The sequence below is a fragment of the Saccharibacillus deserti genome (genome assembly GCF_013618475.1).
Taxonomy (GTDB): domain Bacteria; phylum Bacillota; class Bacilli; order Paenibacillales; family Paenibacillaceae; genus Saccharibacillus; species Saccharibacillus deserti.
The window spans coordinates 79,666-96,511 of the sequence record NZ_JABJVN010000008.1; the positions used below are offsets into that span (position 1 = coordinate 79,666).

The 16,846-nt window shown below is 57.6% G+C and carries 12 protein-coding genes; 5 read left to right on the plus strand and 7 right to left on the minus strand.

The window, feature by feature from the left end:
* The first annotated feature begins 34 nt into the window (after positions 1-34).
* Positions 35-3,322, plus strand: coding sequence for an efflux RND transporter permease subunit (locus HOP44_RS18365; protein ID WP_172256061.1), 3,288 nt, complete (start codon positions 35-37; stop codon positions 3,320-3,322).
* A gap of 153 nt (positions 3,323-3,475) precedes the next feature.
* Here the strand turns inward: HOP44_RS18365 and HOP44_RS18370 are convergent, their stop codons facing one another.
* Together HOP44_RS18370 and HOP44_RS18375 are read right to left on the minus strand one after the other, a co-directional pair.
* Positions 3,476-5,065: a gluconokinase gene (locus HOP44_RS18370; RefSeq protein ID WP_172256063.1), complete on the minus strand. Its 1,590-nt coding sequence runs from the start codon at positions 5,063-5,065 to the stop codon at positions 3,476-3,478.
* 260 nt (positions 5,066-5,325) lie between these two features.
* Positions 5,326-5,994 (minus strand): TorD/DmsD family molecular chaperone, encoded by a 669-nt coding sequence (locus HOP44_RS18375; protein WP_172256065.1) that lies wholly within the window; start codon positions 5,992-5,994, stop codon positions 5,326-5,328.
* A 387-nt stretch (positions 5,995-6,381) separates the two neighbouring features.
* Between HOP44_RS18375 and HOP44_RS18380 the strand changes: the two genes are divergently transcribed.
* Positions 6,382-7,623, plus strand: coding sequence for an MFS transporter (locus HOP44_RS18380; RefSeq protein WP_172256067.1), 1,242 nt, complete (start codon positions 6,382-6,384; stop codon positions 7,621-7,623).
* 109 nt (positions 7,624-7,732) lie between these two features.
* On the opposite strand, the gene HOP44_RS18385 is transcribed toward HOP44_RS18380, so the two are convergent.
* Positions 7,733-7,954: a KGG domain-containing protein gene (locus tag HOP44_RS18385; protein ID WP_172256069.1), complete on the minus strand. Its 222-nt coding sequence runs from the start codon at positions 7,952-7,954 to the stop codon at positions 7,733-7,735.
* 411 nt (positions 7,955-8,365) lie between these two features.
* Positions 8,366-10,069 (minus strand): glutamine--tRNA ligase/YqeY domain fusion protein, encoded by a 1,704-nt coding sequence (locus tag HOP44_RS18390; protein ID WP_172256071.1) that lies wholly within the window; start codon positions 10,067-10,069, stop codon positions 8,366-8,368.
* Between the two features lie 218 nt (positions 10,070-10,287).
* Here HOP44_RS18390 and HOP44_RS18395 point away from each other — a divergent pair, with 218 nt between their 5' ends.
* Positions 10,288-10,845, plus strand: coding sequence for a GNAT family N-acetyltransferase (locus HOP44_RS18395; RefSeq protein WP_172256073.1), 558 nt, complete (start codon positions 10,288-10,290; stop codon positions 10,843-10,845).
* Between the two features lie 13 nt (positions 10,846-10,858).
* Here HOP44_RS18395 and HOP44_RS18400 read toward each other — a convergent pair whose 3' ends face one another.
* The 3 genes from HOP44_RS18400 to HOP44_RS18410 all read right to left on the minus strand — a co-directional run bounded on the left by HOP44_RS18400 (position 10,859) and on the right by HOP44_RS18410 (position 14,866).
* A complete protein-coding gene (locus HOP44_RS18400; RefSeq protein WP_172256075.1) occupies positions 10,859-11,359 on the minus strand; it encodes a GNAT family N-acetyltransferase in 501 nt (166 codons plus the stop codon).
* 17 nt (positions 11,360-11,376) lie between these two features.
* Positions 11,377-12,591, minus strand: a complete 1,215-nt coding sequence (locus tag HOP44_RS18405) for an MFS transporter (RefSeq protein WP_172256077.1) — start codon at positions 12,589-12,591, stop codon at positions 11,377-11,379.
* 85 nt (positions 12,592-12,676) lie between these two features.
* Positions 12,677-14,866 carry a molybdopterin-dependent oxidoreductase gene (locus HOP44_RS18410; protein WP_172256300.1) on the minus strand — a complete coding sequence of 730 codons (2,190 nt, stop codon included), beginning with the start codon at positions 14,864-14,866 and terminating at the stop codon, positions 12,677-12,679.
* 278 nt (positions 14,867-15,144) lie between these two features.
* On the opposite strand from HOP44_RS18410, the gene HOP44_RS18415 reads away from it, so the two are divergent.
* Entirely contained in the window at positions 15,145-15,957 is an 813-nt protein-coding gene (locus HOP44_RS18415) for a hypothetical protein (protein ID WP_172256079.1), read from the plus strand.
* Positions 15,958-16,128: 171 nt separating this feature from the next.
* Entirely contained in the window at positions 16,129-16,713 is a 585-nt protein-coding gene (locus HOP44_RS18420; protein ID WP_172256081.1) for an LOG family protein, read from the plus strand.
* Positions 16,714-16,846: the final 133 nt, after the last annotated feature.

Below are 16,846 nucleotides of genomic sequence, written 5' to 3' on the forward strand. Positions count from 1 at the left end.
CAGCCCATTTATTAGAGGAGTGGAGAATCTTTTTATGAAAAGTATTATCGGCTTTTCCCTGAGGAACAAACTCGCCATTTGGTTTCTGACGATTGTGATCACGGCTGCCGGCATCTATGCAGGCTTGACCATGAAGCAGGAAACGATTCCCGATATTACCGTCCCGTTTCTGAGTATCACGGCCGTCGATCCGGGCGCCGCTCCGGAAACCGTCATGAACGAAGTCTCCATTCCGCTGGAGCAGATGCTCCGCAATGTCAACGGCGTCCAGAACGTGACTTCTTCCTCGATGGAAAACGTTGCGTCGGTCGCCGTCGAATTCAACTTCGGCGCCAATCTCGACGAAGCCACCGCGCAGATCCGCGAAGGCCTCAACCAGATCACGCTGCCGGAAGGCGTGGAACGCCCGACAATCACCCGCTTCAGCCTGAACTCCTTCCCCGTGGTCTCGCTGAGCGCATCGGCGGACAAAGGTACCGACGATCTGGAAGAACTGTCGCGGATCGCGCAGGAACAAGTGCTGCCGGAGCTTGAGAAGATTGAAGGCATTGCCTCCGTTCAGGTCTCGGGCCAGTATGTCCGCGAAGTTCAGCTGACTTTCAATGCCGAGAAGATGGCCGAATTGGGCTTGACCCAGGACACGGTACAAAATATCGTGAACGCTTCGTCCGTCCGGGCTCCGCTCGGCCTGTTTACGCTGGACGATTCCCAGTCCGCGGTAGTGGTGGACGGCAACGTCACCACGCTTGAAGACCTCAAAGCGCTGGAGATTCCGGTCACCCCATCGCAGAGCGGGGCTGCCGCAGAAGCGGCTCCGAACGCTTCCGGCACGCAGGGACAGGCTACCGGCGGCGCCGAACCCGCTCTTCCAACCGAAGGCCAGGGCGCCGCGGCGGCGGGTACGCCAACCGGCACGGATAACGCCGCCGCGCCGGTCGCACCGGTTCAGGGCGAGGAAGCCGCTCCCGCGGCCGGAGCGGCTGCGGCTGCAGCCGGTCTGCCGACCGTCAAACTGAGCGAGATCGCCAAGATCGAAGTCGTCGGCAGTTCCGAGTCCGTCTCCCGTACGAACGGCCTGGAATCGATCGGCATCCAGATCGTCAAGACTAATGATGCCAATACCGTCGACGTCGTGAATGCGGTCAAAGACCGTATCGCCGATCTGGAAAGCCAATATTCCGGCCTGAACCTGACCGTTATGCTCGATCAGGGCAAGCCGATCGAAGATTCGGTCCGGACCATGCTGGAGAAAGCGATCTTCGGCGCGCTGTTCGCCGTCCTGATCATCCTGTTGTTCCTGCGCGACTTCCGCTCGACGATCATCTCGATCATCTCGATTCCGCTGTCGCTGCTGATCGCGGTGCTGCTGCTCAAGCAGATGGACGTCACCTTGAACATGATGACGCTCGGCGCCATGACCGTGGCGATCGGCCGGGTTGTCGACGACTCGATTGTCGTAATCGAGAATATCTACCGGCGCATGTCGCTGGATACCGAGAAGCTGCGCGGACGCCAGCTGATCAGCGCCGCAACGCGCGAGATGTTCCTGCCGATCATGTCCTCGACGATCGTCACGCTCGCCGTGTTCGTTCCGCTTGCTTTTGTCAGCGGAATGGTCGGCGAACTGTTTATGCCGTTCGCGCTCACAATGGTATTCGCGCTGCTGGCTTCGCTGCTGATCGCGATTACGATCGTTCCGATGCTGGCGCACAGCCTGTTCCGCGGCGGCCTCAAAAAGAAAACGTCGCATGACAAGCCGGGACGCATGGCCGAAGGATACAAGCGTATCTTGAACTGGTCGCTGTCGCACAAGCTGATCACATTCCTGATCGCCGTGTTCCTGCTGATCGGCAGCTTGTTCACCCTGCCTTACGTCGGAACCAGCTTCCTGCCCGAGCAGGAAGACAAGACGTTCACGTTCACGTATGCCCCGGAAGCGGGCGCGACCGACGAGCAGGCGCAGCAGCGCATGCTTGAAGCGGAAAAATTCGTACGCGAGCAGCCGAATCTCACCAGCATGCAGTATTCGATCGGCGGATCGAACCCGCTGGGCTTCGGTTCGGCCAATTCCGCCTTGTTCTACACCGAGTTCAACAGCGATACGAAGAACTTCGACACGGTCAAAGAAGAGCTGCTCGCAGGTCTTCAAGAGCGCGTGCCGGAAGGAGAATGGAGCCAGATGGATATCGGCGGCGGCCTGGGAGGCAGCCAGCTCAGCGTCAGCGTATACGGCGACAGCACGGATGATCTCAAACCGGTTGCCGACGATATTCTCAAGCTGATTCAGGAAGATTCCAACTTCGAAGAAGCCGAGAGCAATCTAGCGGAAGGTTACAGCCAATACACGCTGGTAGCCGACCAGCAGAAGCTCAGTTCCTACGGCCTGACCGCCGGGCAGATTGCCATGACGCTCGCTCCGGTCACCCAGCGTCCGGTATTGACGGAAGTCGACCTGGACGGCCAAAACCACAACGTCTATATCGAAACGGAAAGCAAAACGTTCAAAACCCTGTCGGACATCGAAAAAACCGAGCTCACTTCTCCGCTCGGCATCCAGGTTCCGATCTCGGACGTAACGGAAGTGCGGAAAGGCATTGCGCCCGACACTATCTCCCGTTCGGACGGCAAGACCGTCGCCCAACTGTCGGCCAATATCGTCTCGTCCGACGTCGGCGGCGCTTCGACGGCGCTTGAAGACAAGATCAACGCCCTGGATCTGCCGGACGGGATCACCGTCGAATTCGGCGGCGTAACCGAGCAGATCAACGATACGTTCTCGCAGCTTGGACTTGCCATGCTGGCCGCGATCGCCATCGTCTACTTCGTCCTCGTGGTCACGTTCGGCGGCGGCCTGGCTCCGTTCGCCATCCTGTTCTCCCTGCCGTTTATCGCGATCGGCGCCTTGATCGGCCTGCTGATCGGCGGCGAATCGCTCAGCGTATCGGCGCTTATGGGGGTACTGATGCTGATCGGGATCGTGGTCACCAATGCCATCGTCCTGATCGACCGCGTTATTCACAAGGAGCGTGAAGGGCTGTCTACCCGCGAAGCGCTGCTGGAAGCCGGTTCGACGCGTCTGCGTCCGATCCTGATGACGGCGCTTGCCACGATAGGCGCCCTGATCCCTCTGGTCGCCGGCTGGGAAGGCGGCGCGGGCATCATCTCCAAAGGTCTCGGCATCACGGTTATCGGCGGTCTGATCAGCTCTACGCTGCTGACGCTCGTGATCGTGCCGGTCGTCTACGAATTCCTGATGAAGATCAGCTCCAAATCGCGCGCCAGACGCGCCGAAATGGAAAAGCTGGAGACTCCCCTGAATTAAACGGAGGCTCCGAAAACTTCCAAAACAAAAGAACCTTTCACCCCGCGAACCTCGCGGGATGAAGGGTTCTTTTTTTGTCGTGAAACGAGGGGTCGACGAAATCGGGCAGGGAACTGCAGAGCTGCCGCGTATTCCCTTTTGCGCGAAGCAGCCCTATTTCTCCGGTACAGTATGCTTCGCTTCGCCTTCTTCGCTCTCGTCTTCGTGGTTCACGCCCGTTCCCCGTTGAAGCTGGGCAATCTCCGGGAATACCGGTTCCAGCTGATCGTACACCCGCTTGAACAGCGAATAATAACGTTCGTACGTTCCGAAGCGCTGCGGGTCCGGCTCATGCGTGCGCAGGATGCCGATCCGCTCCTTCACTTCGCTTAGATCGCCGATCGCGCCGTCTGCCAGCATGGCGACGGAGGCTGCGCCAAAAGCCGAGGCTTCGTACGTATCCGGCACAATGACCCGAGTGCCCGACAGATCCGCCAGCATCTGCGTCCAGGTTTCGCTTTTGGCGAACCCTCCGGAGGCCAGCAGCGACCGATTGGATACGTCATGCTGCGTCAAGGCATCGTAGACCGTGCGTACGGCGAACAGGACGCCTTCCATGGTGGCGCGGCCGAAATGGGCGCGGCCGTGATGCAGGGTCGCACCAAAATAAGTCCCCCGGGCATCCGCATTCCAATAAGGCGCACGTTCTCCGCTTAAATAAGGCAGGAACAGCAGCCCTTCGGAACCGGGCGGCACGGAATCCGCCAGCTGCATGATCCGGTTCAAAGCTTCTTTCTCCTTGAGGTCGGCACTCTCGCCTTCGCCGATCACGAATTTCTCCAGATACCAGCGCAGCGCGATGCCTCCGTTGTTGGTCGGACCGCCGATCAGCCAGCGGTCCGGTTCGAACGCGTAGCAGAAGGTCCGGCCGCCGATATCCGTACTCGGATGTTCGGCAAACGAGCGCACGGCCCCGCTCGTTCCGATCGTCACCGCCGTTTCTCCCCGTTCAAGAGCGCCTACGCCTACATTGGCAAGCGCTCCGTCGCTTGCGCCGGCAATCCACGGCGTCTCCGGACGCAGGCCCATTCGCCCGGCGAGGGTCCGGTCCATGCCGCTGAACCGTTCCGTGATCGGCACGATCTCACCGAGCCGTTCCGGTGAAAGACCGGTCAGACGCAGTGCCGATTCGTTCCAGTCCAGCGTATTCAGATCGAGCATGCCTGTCGCCGAAGCGAGCGAGACATCGATCGCATAACGGCCGAACAGCCGATAGAGCAGATACTCCTTGAACGAGATGAATTTGGCCGCCCGCTTGAATAGTTCCGGTTCGCGGCTGCGCAGCCAAAGCAGCTTGGTCAGCGGCGACATCGGATGGACGGGAGTCCCCGTCGCCCGGTACAGCCTTCCGGCTTCGCCGTTTCGGCGCAGATCGTTCGCCTGTCCGAGGCTTCGGTTGTCCGCCCACGTAATCAGCGGCGTCAGCGGTTTCCCTTCGCTGTCCACGGCCATGACACTGTGCATGGCCGCGCTGATGCCGACGGCCGAAATCTCGTCCGCCCGGGCTCCCGCATCCTGCATCGCGCCCCTGATCGCTTCGATTACGGCATCCAGCAGCTCGTCCGGGCGCTGCTCGGCGCGTCCCGCTTCCGGTACCAGCAGCGGATAAGCCTGCTGCGAGCCTCCGCGAATCCCGCCTTTTTCATCATATAAAAAGGCTTTGGTGCTTGTCGTTCCGATATCAAGTCCGATATACAGTCCCATGACGGAATCCTCCTTCGCTTTCGGCCCAAATGGTACCTTGACCAACCCTAATCCAAGGTTTACGTTCCCTTCAAGCACACACGCTTTAGGTGCGTTTGAAGGGGGCGTACCCTTACCTTTAACTTGGTCAAGGTATTGGTCTATGGCCCATTTGGACACCCGGCAGGCAAACGAAACATCCATGACAAAAGCCGCCTGCATGCTTCTCCGTTCGGAGAAGCCTACAGGCGGCCGGGTTGAATTATCGGTCATGGATGCGGTCAGTCGTCGATCCGGGCGCTGAGCCACCGGTAATCGCGGGTGATCAACGCTTCCAGCATGCCGCAGAGTTCCAGATACAGCGCGCTTTCGGTATGGCTGCGAAGCTCGGCGCAGAATGAAGGCACCCAGGTCAGCAGATGGCGCTTCACGAATCCCAATTGGATCCGGGCCAACCGCTCGCGTTCTTCACGGGAACGTACCCCTTCGGTCATGCGCTCGGCCAATACCGCAATGAATTCCAGTTCCACGCTCAGTTCGTCGTCTTTTTCCCCGGCCGTTTTGTTCAGGATTACGCCCGCACGGTCGTATTCCGCACTGGCCCGGCAGGCCGTCACTTCGGCGGTGCCGCCGGCATAGAACGACTCCCGCAGAGGGATGCCGCCGGACTGCCGCCGTCCGACCAGCCGTTCGTATTCATGCGACTCCGCTGCACAAAAGGCAGGCAGCGAAGAAGTATCCCGATCGGCGACCAGTACCCGGAATCTTCCGAAAGCTTCATTGTCCCAGTTGATCCGTTCGAGATGGCGGCGCCATTTCATCAGCAGATGGATACTCGGTTTATAAATGATAAAATCGCTCAGCAGCTGATACAGCGTCAATCGGGTATATGTCCAGTGTTCGTCTCCGTGGGCGGCCGATTCGGGTCTTTCCATCATTGCGGTCGTCATCAGCGTGAACCTCCTTATGGATGGGCGTCCGGAAGTCCCTAACCAAGTGAAGGAGGCCCGCCGCCTGAAATATAAATTCGTGCGTACCGTGGAGCGTTCGGTTTGTGCGCGCTTACAAGTCAAGTATACCCGCAGTTTGAAACAGATAGTCCTGCATGATGTGACAAAACGGTTGCAATTTGCGGAAGCGCCGTGTAGACGGCTTTTCGGGCCCTCTTCCTTCTTCCTTTCGTTAACGCTGTGCATTATTTTGTTGTAATCTGTCTGAGGAAGGACTATATTGTCGATTAAGGGTCTGCCGTCCGACTTGGTTCCCGGCTTATATATGACTTGAGATGTAAGCCCTTACTTAAAAGAAACGGATTTTCCGCAAGGGGTGTGCGCGACGTGTTAGAACGACAACCGAACAATCCTCAACCGACATCCTCCCATACGAATCACGCCGCTTTCCTTCCGCTCAAAGCCTTCAACTTTTTCCTTTACGGTGCAATCGCGGTCTTTGCCAGCTTTTTTCCGCTCTATCTTCAAGATGCGGGCATGAGCAAGCTCGAGATCGGAACGCTGATGGCCATCGGGCCGTTCGTTTCGCTGATCGCCAATCCGTTCTGGGGTTACTTGGGCGATCGGATGGAGAACATGAGGCGCATGCTGATTCTGATGCTGGTCGGCACCCTGGTGCTGGCACAGTTCGTTTTCCATGTGCATTCGTATGCAATGATTTATCTGGCCATGATTGCCTTCTTCTTTTTCCAGAGTCCGATGTTTGCCCAGAGCAATACGATGATTCTCGGCTATATCGACGGAAGCGGCCGCAAATTCGGCGGTTTTCGTCTGTGGGGCTCGCTCGGCTGGGCACTGACTGCTGCTGCTGCGGGCTTTGTCATTGATCGCACCGGAACGTCTCCGGGCATGCCTTGGTTGTTCACGGGACTGCTTTCGCTGACGCTGCTCTGCGCGGTTGCCCTGCCTTCGCTGCGCCGTCCGGCCGCCACGTCGACCGTGGCGCCGGGCGGATTCCGCAAAGTGCTCACCAATCCGACCTTCGCCGCGTTCCTGCTGCTTGGCGTGCTCGTCTCGATTCCGAACGCCATGAACGGAACATTTATGACCTTGTATATCACCGACCTGGGCGGTTCGCGCGAAATGGTAGGCTGGGCGGTATTCTCGGCCTCCGCACTGGAAGCCGTATTCTTCCTGATCTTCGACCGGTTCTTCCGCCGCCGGCTTGGCTTTATGATGCTCTGCCTGACGGCCGTAAGCGTGCTGTTTGCGCTGCGCTGGTATCTCATGTCGGTCGTAAGCGACCCGATGTCGATCATCTATATTCAAATGCTGCACAGCGTAACGTATGCCGGTTATTTCTATGTCGGCACGCATATGACCAGCATGTTCGTACCCGATTCGTACCGCGGCACCGGCCAGGCGCTGTTCACACTGTCCTGGAGCGGGATCTCGGGTGTCGCAGCCGGCATTATCGGCGGCTGGATGTTCGACAATTTCGGCGCGCCGATGATGTATCAGAGCGGCACCGTGCTCTCGGTAATCGGAGCCGCCGGCTTCGCCGCGATGGGATATACGCTTTACCGCAGCGGCCGGCAGGTTCCGGTCGCGGCCCCGGGCAAACAGTAGGGCAGGAATGTTGGGTTGGGCCGAATTCGTCAAAGACCCCCGGTTCTCCGTCGGCGGCGGAGAACCGGGGGCCCTGCTTTAGGTGCTATTTGATTCGGGGTGCGACCCGTCAGTCGTTCTTGCGGGCTTGTCCGCCTTTGCGTCCGGCTTCCTCGCGGCTCATCTTGCCGGCATTATCATCGGAATCCGAAGCGCCGCGCGCTTCGCCGCCTTTTTGCCCGATTTCCTGGTAAAATTCTTTGTCGTGATTGTTCGATGTAGCTTCGCCGCCCAGCCGTCCTGCTTCTTCGCGGGACATCTTGCCGTTGTTCTGGTTGTCATTGCTTGCCATGATTAATCACTCCTCGAAAAATTTTTAGGGAATTTTGTAATCTATATCCTTATTTTACCCGATGCAAACGAAGTTACAAAATGCACAAAAAGTAATTTAAATCCATCTGATTGCAGGGTAAAACAGCCGTTGAGTCGGACGATAGGCCGGACTCTGACAATTTTGACTGACCGGATGTCGGATACGCTGCGTCAGGTCCGCCGCCGTCCACGATTTATTTTTAACCCTTATTTTTGGTTTTAAACACGCAAAAAACCTTCCCTGCTTTCTGTCCTGCACACCGTTTTCGCTGCGGTAAGTCTCTGTCTGTCACTCGCCTGAATCCTTCAGTCATAAGGTTTAAAGCCAGCAAAAAACCGCTTCGACCGAAGCGGTTTTTTGGCAGCTCTATTGCGGCTAAAATTTCTTTTTTTATTTTTTCGGCATTTTGAACGAACTCTTCATCGATACGATCCGGCCGAACACCGGCTTGCCCGGTTCCGACAGCTGCGGATCGACGTTGAAGTAGCCGTGACGGAAAAATTGGAACTTGTCCTGCGGCGCGGCGTCTTTCATCTGCGGTTCCACAAAGCCCTGTACGATCTCCAGCGAATCTTTGTTGACCTTCTTGAGGAAATCGTCCACTTCGTCCGCGGAAACGTCGTTCGTCTCGTCGGTCGCCGGTTCTTCCGACTCCTCGTCTTCGCCGAGCAGCGGCTCGTACAAACGGAACTCGGCCGGCACGGCTGCTGAAGCGTCCACCCAATGGATGGTGCCTTTGACTTTGCGGGCGTTGAAATCGCTGCCGCTCTTCGTCTCCGGATCGTACGTGCAGTGGATCTCGACCACTTCGCCGCTGTCATCCTTGATAAAGTCATGGCACTTGATGAAATACGCATGCTTCAGGCGCACTTCGTTGCCCGGGAACAGACGGAAATATTTGCTGACCGGCTCTTCCATAAAGTCGTCCCGTTCGATATAGATCTCGCGCGAGAACGGAATTTGGCGGATGCCCATTTCTTCGTTCTCCGTATTGTTTTCGGCCGGCAGCAGCTCGCTTTCGCCTTCCGGGTAGTTCGTGATGACGACTTTGAGCGGACGCAGCACGGCCATCGTTCTCATCGCTTTCATCTTCAGATCTTCGCGGACGAAGTGCTCCAGCGTCTGGATATCGACCAGGCCTTGGCTTCTTGAAATCCCCGTCTCGTAAATGAAATTCTTGATCGCGTCCGGCGTATAGCCGCGGCGGCGCAGACCGGAAATGGTCGGCATGCGGGGGTCGTCCCAGCCGTCGACCAGATTCTCTTCGACCAGCTTGCGCAGTTTGCGCTTGCTCGTCACCATCGTCGAGACGTTCAGGCGGCCGAATTCGTACTGGCGCGGCTGCGCCTCCATCTCGCACTGGCTGACGACCCAGTCGTAGAACGGACGCTGATCTTCGAACTCGAGCGAGCAAAGGGAATGCGTCACGCCTTCGATGGCGTCTTCGAGCGGATGCGCGAACGTGTACATCGGATAGATGCACCATTTGTCGCCCGTGTTGTGGTGCGTCGTATGCGAAATGCGGTAGATGACCGGATCGCGCAGGTTGATGTTCGGCGAAGCCATGTCGATCTTCGCGCGCAGGACGCGTTCGCCGTTCTTGAACTCGCCGTTTCTCATCCGCGTGAACAGATCGAGATTCTCTTCGACGGAGCGGTCGCGGTACGGGCTGTTGTGGCCGGGTTCCGTCAGCGTGCCGCGGTTCTCGCGAATCTCGTCGGCCGATTGGTCGTCGACGTACGCGAGGCCTTTGTTGATGAGCAGCACGGCACGGTTGTACATTTCGTCAAAATAATCCGAAGCGTAATATTGGTTGTCCCACTCGAAGCCGAGCCACTTAATGTCTTCCTTGATCGAGTTGACGTATTCGACGTCTTCCTTGACCGGGTTCGTATCGTCGAAACGCAGGTTGGTGCGACCGCCGAATTCGTCCGCCAGCGCAAAGTCGATAAAGATCGCGCGTACGTGTCCGATATGCATGTAACCGTTCGGTTCCGGAGGGAAGCGGGTGACGACCTCTTTCACTTTGCCGCTCTTGAGGTCTTCTTCAATAATGCTTTTAATAAAGTTCGGTGGGGTCTTGGCATTCTCCACGGATATCAACCTTTCGTTATTCCCAGATTCTTTGATACAAATAAGCCTCGTTCCTTCTCCAGCTTGCTGCTTCTAAATATAACGCAACCGGCAAAAGCGTTCAATCGAAACGCCCGGGTCCGCTTGGCGCGTCGGCGCCTTTCGTTTCTTTTGACGGCCTCTGCACGATCGGGTAGCATGAAGGTTATCATCCCGACCCAAAAGGAGCGAAAGGCCGTATGTTCGTTTTTCCGTTAAAAGAATCCCTGATGCTCAAGCCGCTGCGCGGCGGGCATGCCCGCGAACTGCTCGCACTCGTCGAAGAATCCCGCCACACCCTGCGCCCCTGGATGCCCTGGACCGGGCAGATGCAGAGCCTTGCGGATGCCGAGGAATTTATCGCGGCGGCCGCTCGGCTCTATGCCGATAACGATGCGGTCACGGCCGGCCTCTGGGAAGACGGGCGCCTTGCGGGAGTGATCGGTTTTCATGAGATCAACTGGCGCAGCCGCTCCGCACAGATCGGTTATTGGCTCGGCGGTTCGTTCGAAGGCAGGGGCCTGATGTCGCTCGCCGCCCGCGCTTTGATCGATTATTCGTTCATCGAGCTGGGCCTCAACCGGATCGAGATTCGCTGCGCCACCTCGAACCGGCGCAGCCGGGCCGTTCCGGAGCGGCTCGGGTTTCTGCTCGAAGGCATACTGAGACAAGCCGAGAAACTGGACGACGGGTATATGGATCATGCCGTTTACGGCATGCTGGCCGAAGAATGGAGCGCGAAACGGCCTCTTTTGTAACCCGCCCCGGCAGCTACAGCAGCCAGCAGCCCATCAACACATCGTCCACATACTGTCCTTCGATCACATATTCCCGCGCAAGCCGTCCTTCTTCCCGAAAGCCGCAGCGTTTGTAGAAGCGGATCGCATCTTCATTGGTCGACAGCACGCGCAGACGCAGCTTTTTGACGCCCCGGCGGAGCGTGTGCAGTTTGACGGATTCCATCAATTTGCGGCCGACGCCCAGCCCTTGATAAGCCGGATGCACCGCAATATAAATTTCCGCGACATGCGAGTTGGTGAACATCATCGTAGGCGGCCGCCAGCCGACACAGCCGATCACAAAGCCGTCGCATTCGGCGACAAGCTGATTTTCCGGCGGACAGCTGCGCAGGTAATGCGTACGCGACTTCCAGACCGGAATTTGCGGCGAATTGCGCGAATTCCAGACCAGCTTGTCGATTTTCATAAGCGGCTTGGCATCCTTGATCTGAGATTCCCGAATCGTCACTTCATTTTCAATCACCCGCTTCATCCCCGCTCCTCCTCGGCCTATTGTCTTTCTATAGTGATCGCCCTGCCGGAGACCTGGAGCCTATGATTCAATACGAAGAATCCGAAGGACAGGACGGCGGCCGCCACGGCCAGCCAGGCGACCGGTTCGAGACCGCCGCGGTCGTACAGAACCCCCATAATGTAAGGCCCGATTACCCTGCCCGCCTGTCCGATCCCGCCCGATATCCCGAGATAGAACGGCGCGTTGACGCTGGTGCGTTCGGAGATAAAAGCTGGCATTGCCGGCTGGAACAAAATCTCCCCGATCGTGGCCAGGAACATCGCCGCAACCATGGCCCCGTACTGCGGAAACAGCAGGATCACCGTATAGCCCGCCAGGTAGAACAGACTGCCCGCCGTCATCTGCGTCTCCGGCTTGCGGGCGAACGTCCGCTTCATCCACGAAATAAGCGGTTGGAGCGCGAAGATCAAGACACCGTTCATCGTCCACAAGATGCTGTAATGCGAAGCCGGTTGGCCTTCGGACAAGATGGACGGCGACACGCCGCCGTTCCAGATACAGTTGCCCAGCCACAGAAACAAAGCGCCGATCCCCATATACAGATACACACGCGTGTTCAGGAGCAGCGGCAGTGCCTTTTGCTCCCTCTTCGACGTCTTCGCTTCGATATGCAGACCGCCGGAGCGGTCTACCCGATTCAGATAGACGAAAAAGTATCCGGCGAACAGCAGGCAGGTCACGCCGTTCAGCACGAATGTCAGCGGAAACGACAGGTCCGCCAGCGGTCCGCTGATCGCCGTCCCGAGCGCTACGCCGATATTGTTGCCGACGTAGATCGTATTGAAGATCTCGCCGCGCCGGGATGCGAAGCGGAAACCGACGAATGCTTGGATCGCCGGCAGTGTCATGGCATTGCTGAAGCCGACGATCAGCATCGTCAGCATGTATACCTGCCAGTGCGAGCTGACGACCGGCAGCGCGAACAGCGACAGCGCGTTGATCAGCAGCGAGCCGACCAGCAGTTTCTTGACGCCGATCCGGTGATACATCGCTCCGCCGACCAGCTGTCCGCCGATACCGCCGAGCGACTGCAGCAGGATGACCAGGCCGGCATCCTGCATGCTGCGGCCAAGCTCGCCGAAGACGTACATCGTCGTCAGCGGCCACATCAGCGCGCTGCCGGTCGAGTTGATAAGACTCGCCAGCAGCAGCGCCTGAATTTCTTTGGGATATCGCTGAAGCCAGTTCATGAGCGTTCTTGCCCTTCTTTCGTCCTTCGTTCATGCCGGATGTCCCGGCATGATGATCGGATGGTCTGACAGCGTACGGATCCGGTCAGGATGCCGAGTCCGCAGAATCCGGGTCCGCCGGGCGGATCTCGACGGTCGTCGAGAAGAATGTCGCGCCGCCGCCAAGGTCGGCAATCCGGGAAGACGTCAGTGCATTGGCAAGACGCTTCGAAGCCCGGGGGCCGTCTTCCGATCCGCCGGACCACCATAATCCCTGGCTGACCACCGTACCGGGCAGCATGAGGTCGGTGACGGAAGCCTTGAGTCGGTAAGAGCCGCGATCGTTGTAGGCTTCGACGAAATGTCCGTCTTCTAGCCCTCGGGATTCCGCATCCAGCGGATGGATCTGGAGCAGCGGTTCTTTTTCCATCGATTGATGCTTGCCGACGTTCGCGAACGTCGAGTTGAGGAAGTTATGGTTGGGCGGACTGATAAACATCAGCGGATAACGGCCCTGCCGCTCTGCCCGGTTCTCGCCGTCAAAGCCTTCCTCAAGCGGCAGATAGGTCGGCAGCGGCGGCAGACCCAGCGCTTCGAGCTGCCGCGAATACAGTTCGATCTTCCCCGAAGGCGTCGCCAAGCGATTCAGGTAATCGGCTTTGGGCGCCAGATCGAGTTCGACGAACCGTTCTTCCTTGAGCCTCGCAAGCGTCACCCCGTTCAGATACGGATTGTCCGGATTGTCGAGTGCGGCGGCGATCACCGTCTCCTCGCTTTCTTGGAAAGCTTCTTCTTCGAAGCCCATCGCTTGGGCGAGCAGCTTGAACAGTTCGAAATTGCTTTTGCTCTCGCCGGCCGGTTCGATGACCGGCTGCTGAAGCTGGACATAATGATGCCAGTACGACGTATACAGATCGGTATTTTCGAAGCTGGACGTGGCCGGCAGCACGATATCGGCGTACTTGGCCGTATCGGTCAGGAACAGCTCGTGTACGACCGTGAACAGATCTTCCCGCTCCAGTCCTTCTCGTACTCGCTCCGATTCCGGCGCCACGACGGCCGGATTGCTGCCGAATACGAACAGCCCATGCACCTTGGGCTGCAGGGTCAGCAGCGCGTCGGCCAGTTTGTTCATATTGATCGTGCGTACGCCCGGGTTGGGGCGCAGTTCGGGGCGCTGCAGCGCCCCGTCGTTCAGCGACGCATACGCGCCGTTGGACTTGAACGCCCCGCCGCCCCGCTTCCACTGGCCGGTCAGCGCCGGCAGACAGGACACGGTCCGCACGGCCATGCCGCCGTTGTCGTGATGCTGAAGCCCGTTGCCGATATGAATATGGCTCGGAGAAGTCTCGCCGTACATCAGGGCGAGGCGGACGATATCTTCGGCCGGCACACCGGTGATGCGCGAGACCCGCTCCGGCGTATACGCCTGCACATGCTCGCGCAGCTCCTCGTGTCCGAGCGTATGCTCCCGCAGGAAAGCCTCGTCCGTCATTCCGCGTTCGAACAGCACGTGCATCAAGCCGAGCGCAAGCGCCGTATCCGTGCCCGGATACAGCGGAATAAACCAATCCGCGCGGCGTCCGGTCAGATTCTTGTGCACGTCGATCACGACGACGGTCGCGCCGTTCTTGCGGGCCTGCTCCATCAGAACGGCCTGGTGCATGCTCGTACTGACGATATTGCCGCCCCAGACGATGAACAGCTTGGCGTTCAGCGTGTCCCGCGGGCTCGAACCTCCGCCGAAGCCCATCGTATATTTCCAACCGGCGTTGCCCGCCGAGTTGCAGATCGTGTAGTCGAGTTTGGAAGCCCCCAGACGGCCGAAGAATCTGCGGTCCATGCCTTCGGCGTTGAGCACGCCCATATTGCCGTAGAAGCTGTAAGGCAGAATGCTCTCGCTCCCATGTTCCTCCGACAGACGCTTCAAGCGGTCCGCGATTTCCGCAATCGCTTCCGGCCAGGAGATGCGGACGAATTCCCCGGAACCTTTCGGGCCCGACCGTCTCAGCGGATACAACAAGCGCTGCGGATGGTTCACCCGCTCCGCCATATTTCTGACTTTATTGCAGATCGCTCCCTTGGTCTCGGGATGATCGGGATTGCCTGTGACTTTGACTATTTTGCCGTTTTCCTTATGCAGCAGCAGGCCGCACGTATCCGGGCAGTCGAGAGGGCAGACTGCCGGAAATACGCCGCTCGGCCGTTCGGTCATGTTCATGACGGACGGCTCCTTTCCCTTGTCGACTCGTAATATCTTTCCGGCCTTTATTGTAGCATAATTTCTTCGCGAAATATTTTCCCGAATCCTAGAGAGGACTGTTTCAATCCGGAGGGCTCCGGGGTATTAAAAAGCATTGGCAAATAGGCAGTAAATGATGTCCCCTTCATAAGCTGTTCCTGCTGCCATATCATGGACCACTCCCGAAATTAGCCTTCACAAGATCCTTCCCCCGGACTTGTGAAGGCTAATTTGTTTTGTCCGGCTTTTTTGTATCCAACTTCCTTGCGCATTCAAACGTCTACTACATAACCGCGATTCTATTTGAACGTTAGACCGAGGAGGAGAGGACTTTGCCAAGAAAAAAGCTATGGATCCCCGCAGCGGCCTGCATGCTGGCACTCACCGCCTGCTCGCCGAACGAATGGGCCAATAATGTGATCGAAGACCGCGTCATTCAAGTCAAACGCTATCCCGATCAGCAGAAGCCGTACGTTGGCTACTCCTCGGGATTCAAAGGGGTTGTATGGAAAAAAGGCGGCGAGACGCAGCTCCGGAAAGCGTGGGAGAACGTGCCGGAAGCGCAGTCGACGGGTGATCCGGAAGAAGTGGATCTGGCTAAAAGCAATAACGGATGGATGGTCGAGCTCAAAACGATTTCCGGCAAATCGCTTGAAGAACTCGTGGAGCAGGCGGCCGCCTACGAATATAAGCATAAAGTGAGCGGCGTGCGTATCGATTCCGAGATTACACAAAACGACTGGGTGATGGCGTCGTTTCCTTATCGGTACAAAGGTGCGTCTTATACCGGAACGATAATTGCCAAGCACAAAGGCAATACGTACATTTACAAAAACCTGAGCTTCTCCCCCAATCTGGATCAAGAAGGCAAAATGCTTCCGTTTGTTCCGGGCAACGGTTCCTCGAGCATAGGAAGCACCGAAGGATACAGCTTCTCTTATTTCGAAGGCACCGTCAACGACGAACGGATCAAACAGATCGTCCTGCATTTCGATAACGCCAGCGAAGTCATCCCGATCGAAGACGATCAGCTTACCTATCTGATTAACGACGAACGGGGCGAAAATGGCGAAAGCGATCGGAATCTTCAATACATCGAAGGACTCGACCAAGAAGGCAGAACCGTATATACGTGGCAGTATTGATAAAAAGAACCTCGAGAGGCGGAGGCCTCGGGATTTTTAGTCTTTTCAACGCATTTTTACAATCCCTTTACCCGACGTTCGGACTGTGCGCTTTTTTACCGCCATGCTATATTGAGAGCATACGTCTTTTTCGCGACCTCATAGACTTTCAACAAAAAGGAGACTTGCATCATGCCAAACAGCATAGCGGTATTCTGCGGCTCGAGAGAAGGCGCTTCTCCCGCGTATATGGACAGTGCCAGAGCTTTGGGCCGCGAGATGGCTCGCAGAGAAATCAAATTGGTCTATGGCGGTTCGCGCATGGGTCTGATGGGCGCAGTCGCCAACGCGGTGTTGGAAAACGGCGGCCAGGCTGTAGGCGTGCTTCCGGACTTCATGCAGGGCCGGGAGATTGCCCACACGGGCCTGACCGAGCTGATCATGGTCAAATCCATGCACGAACGCAAAGCCAAGATGGCGGAGCTGGCCGAAGGCTTCATTACGCTGCCCGGCGGCTCCGGTACGATGGAAGAATACTTCGAGATTTTCACCTGGGCACAGCTCGGCCTGCATACGAAGCCGACCGGCGTGCTGAATTCGGCCGGCTATTACGACCCGCTGATCGCTTTGTTCGACCGGATGACCGGCGAAGGGTTCGTCATGCCTCATCATCGGGCGATGATGCTGACGGCCGAAGGCCCCGCCGACCTGCTGGACCGTATGGAAGCTTACCGGGCACCGGAGAATCCTCAGGTGCTGACCGAAGAACGCACCTGATCGGGCCGGTTCTTTTGGACACAACCGCAAAAGAACGACTCGAACAATAATGGGGTGCTCCCCCTGCTTTCCAACCTGCCAAAAGACCCGACCAAGCCGTTAAAACGGCAAGGAGCGGGTTCTTTTTTGGATC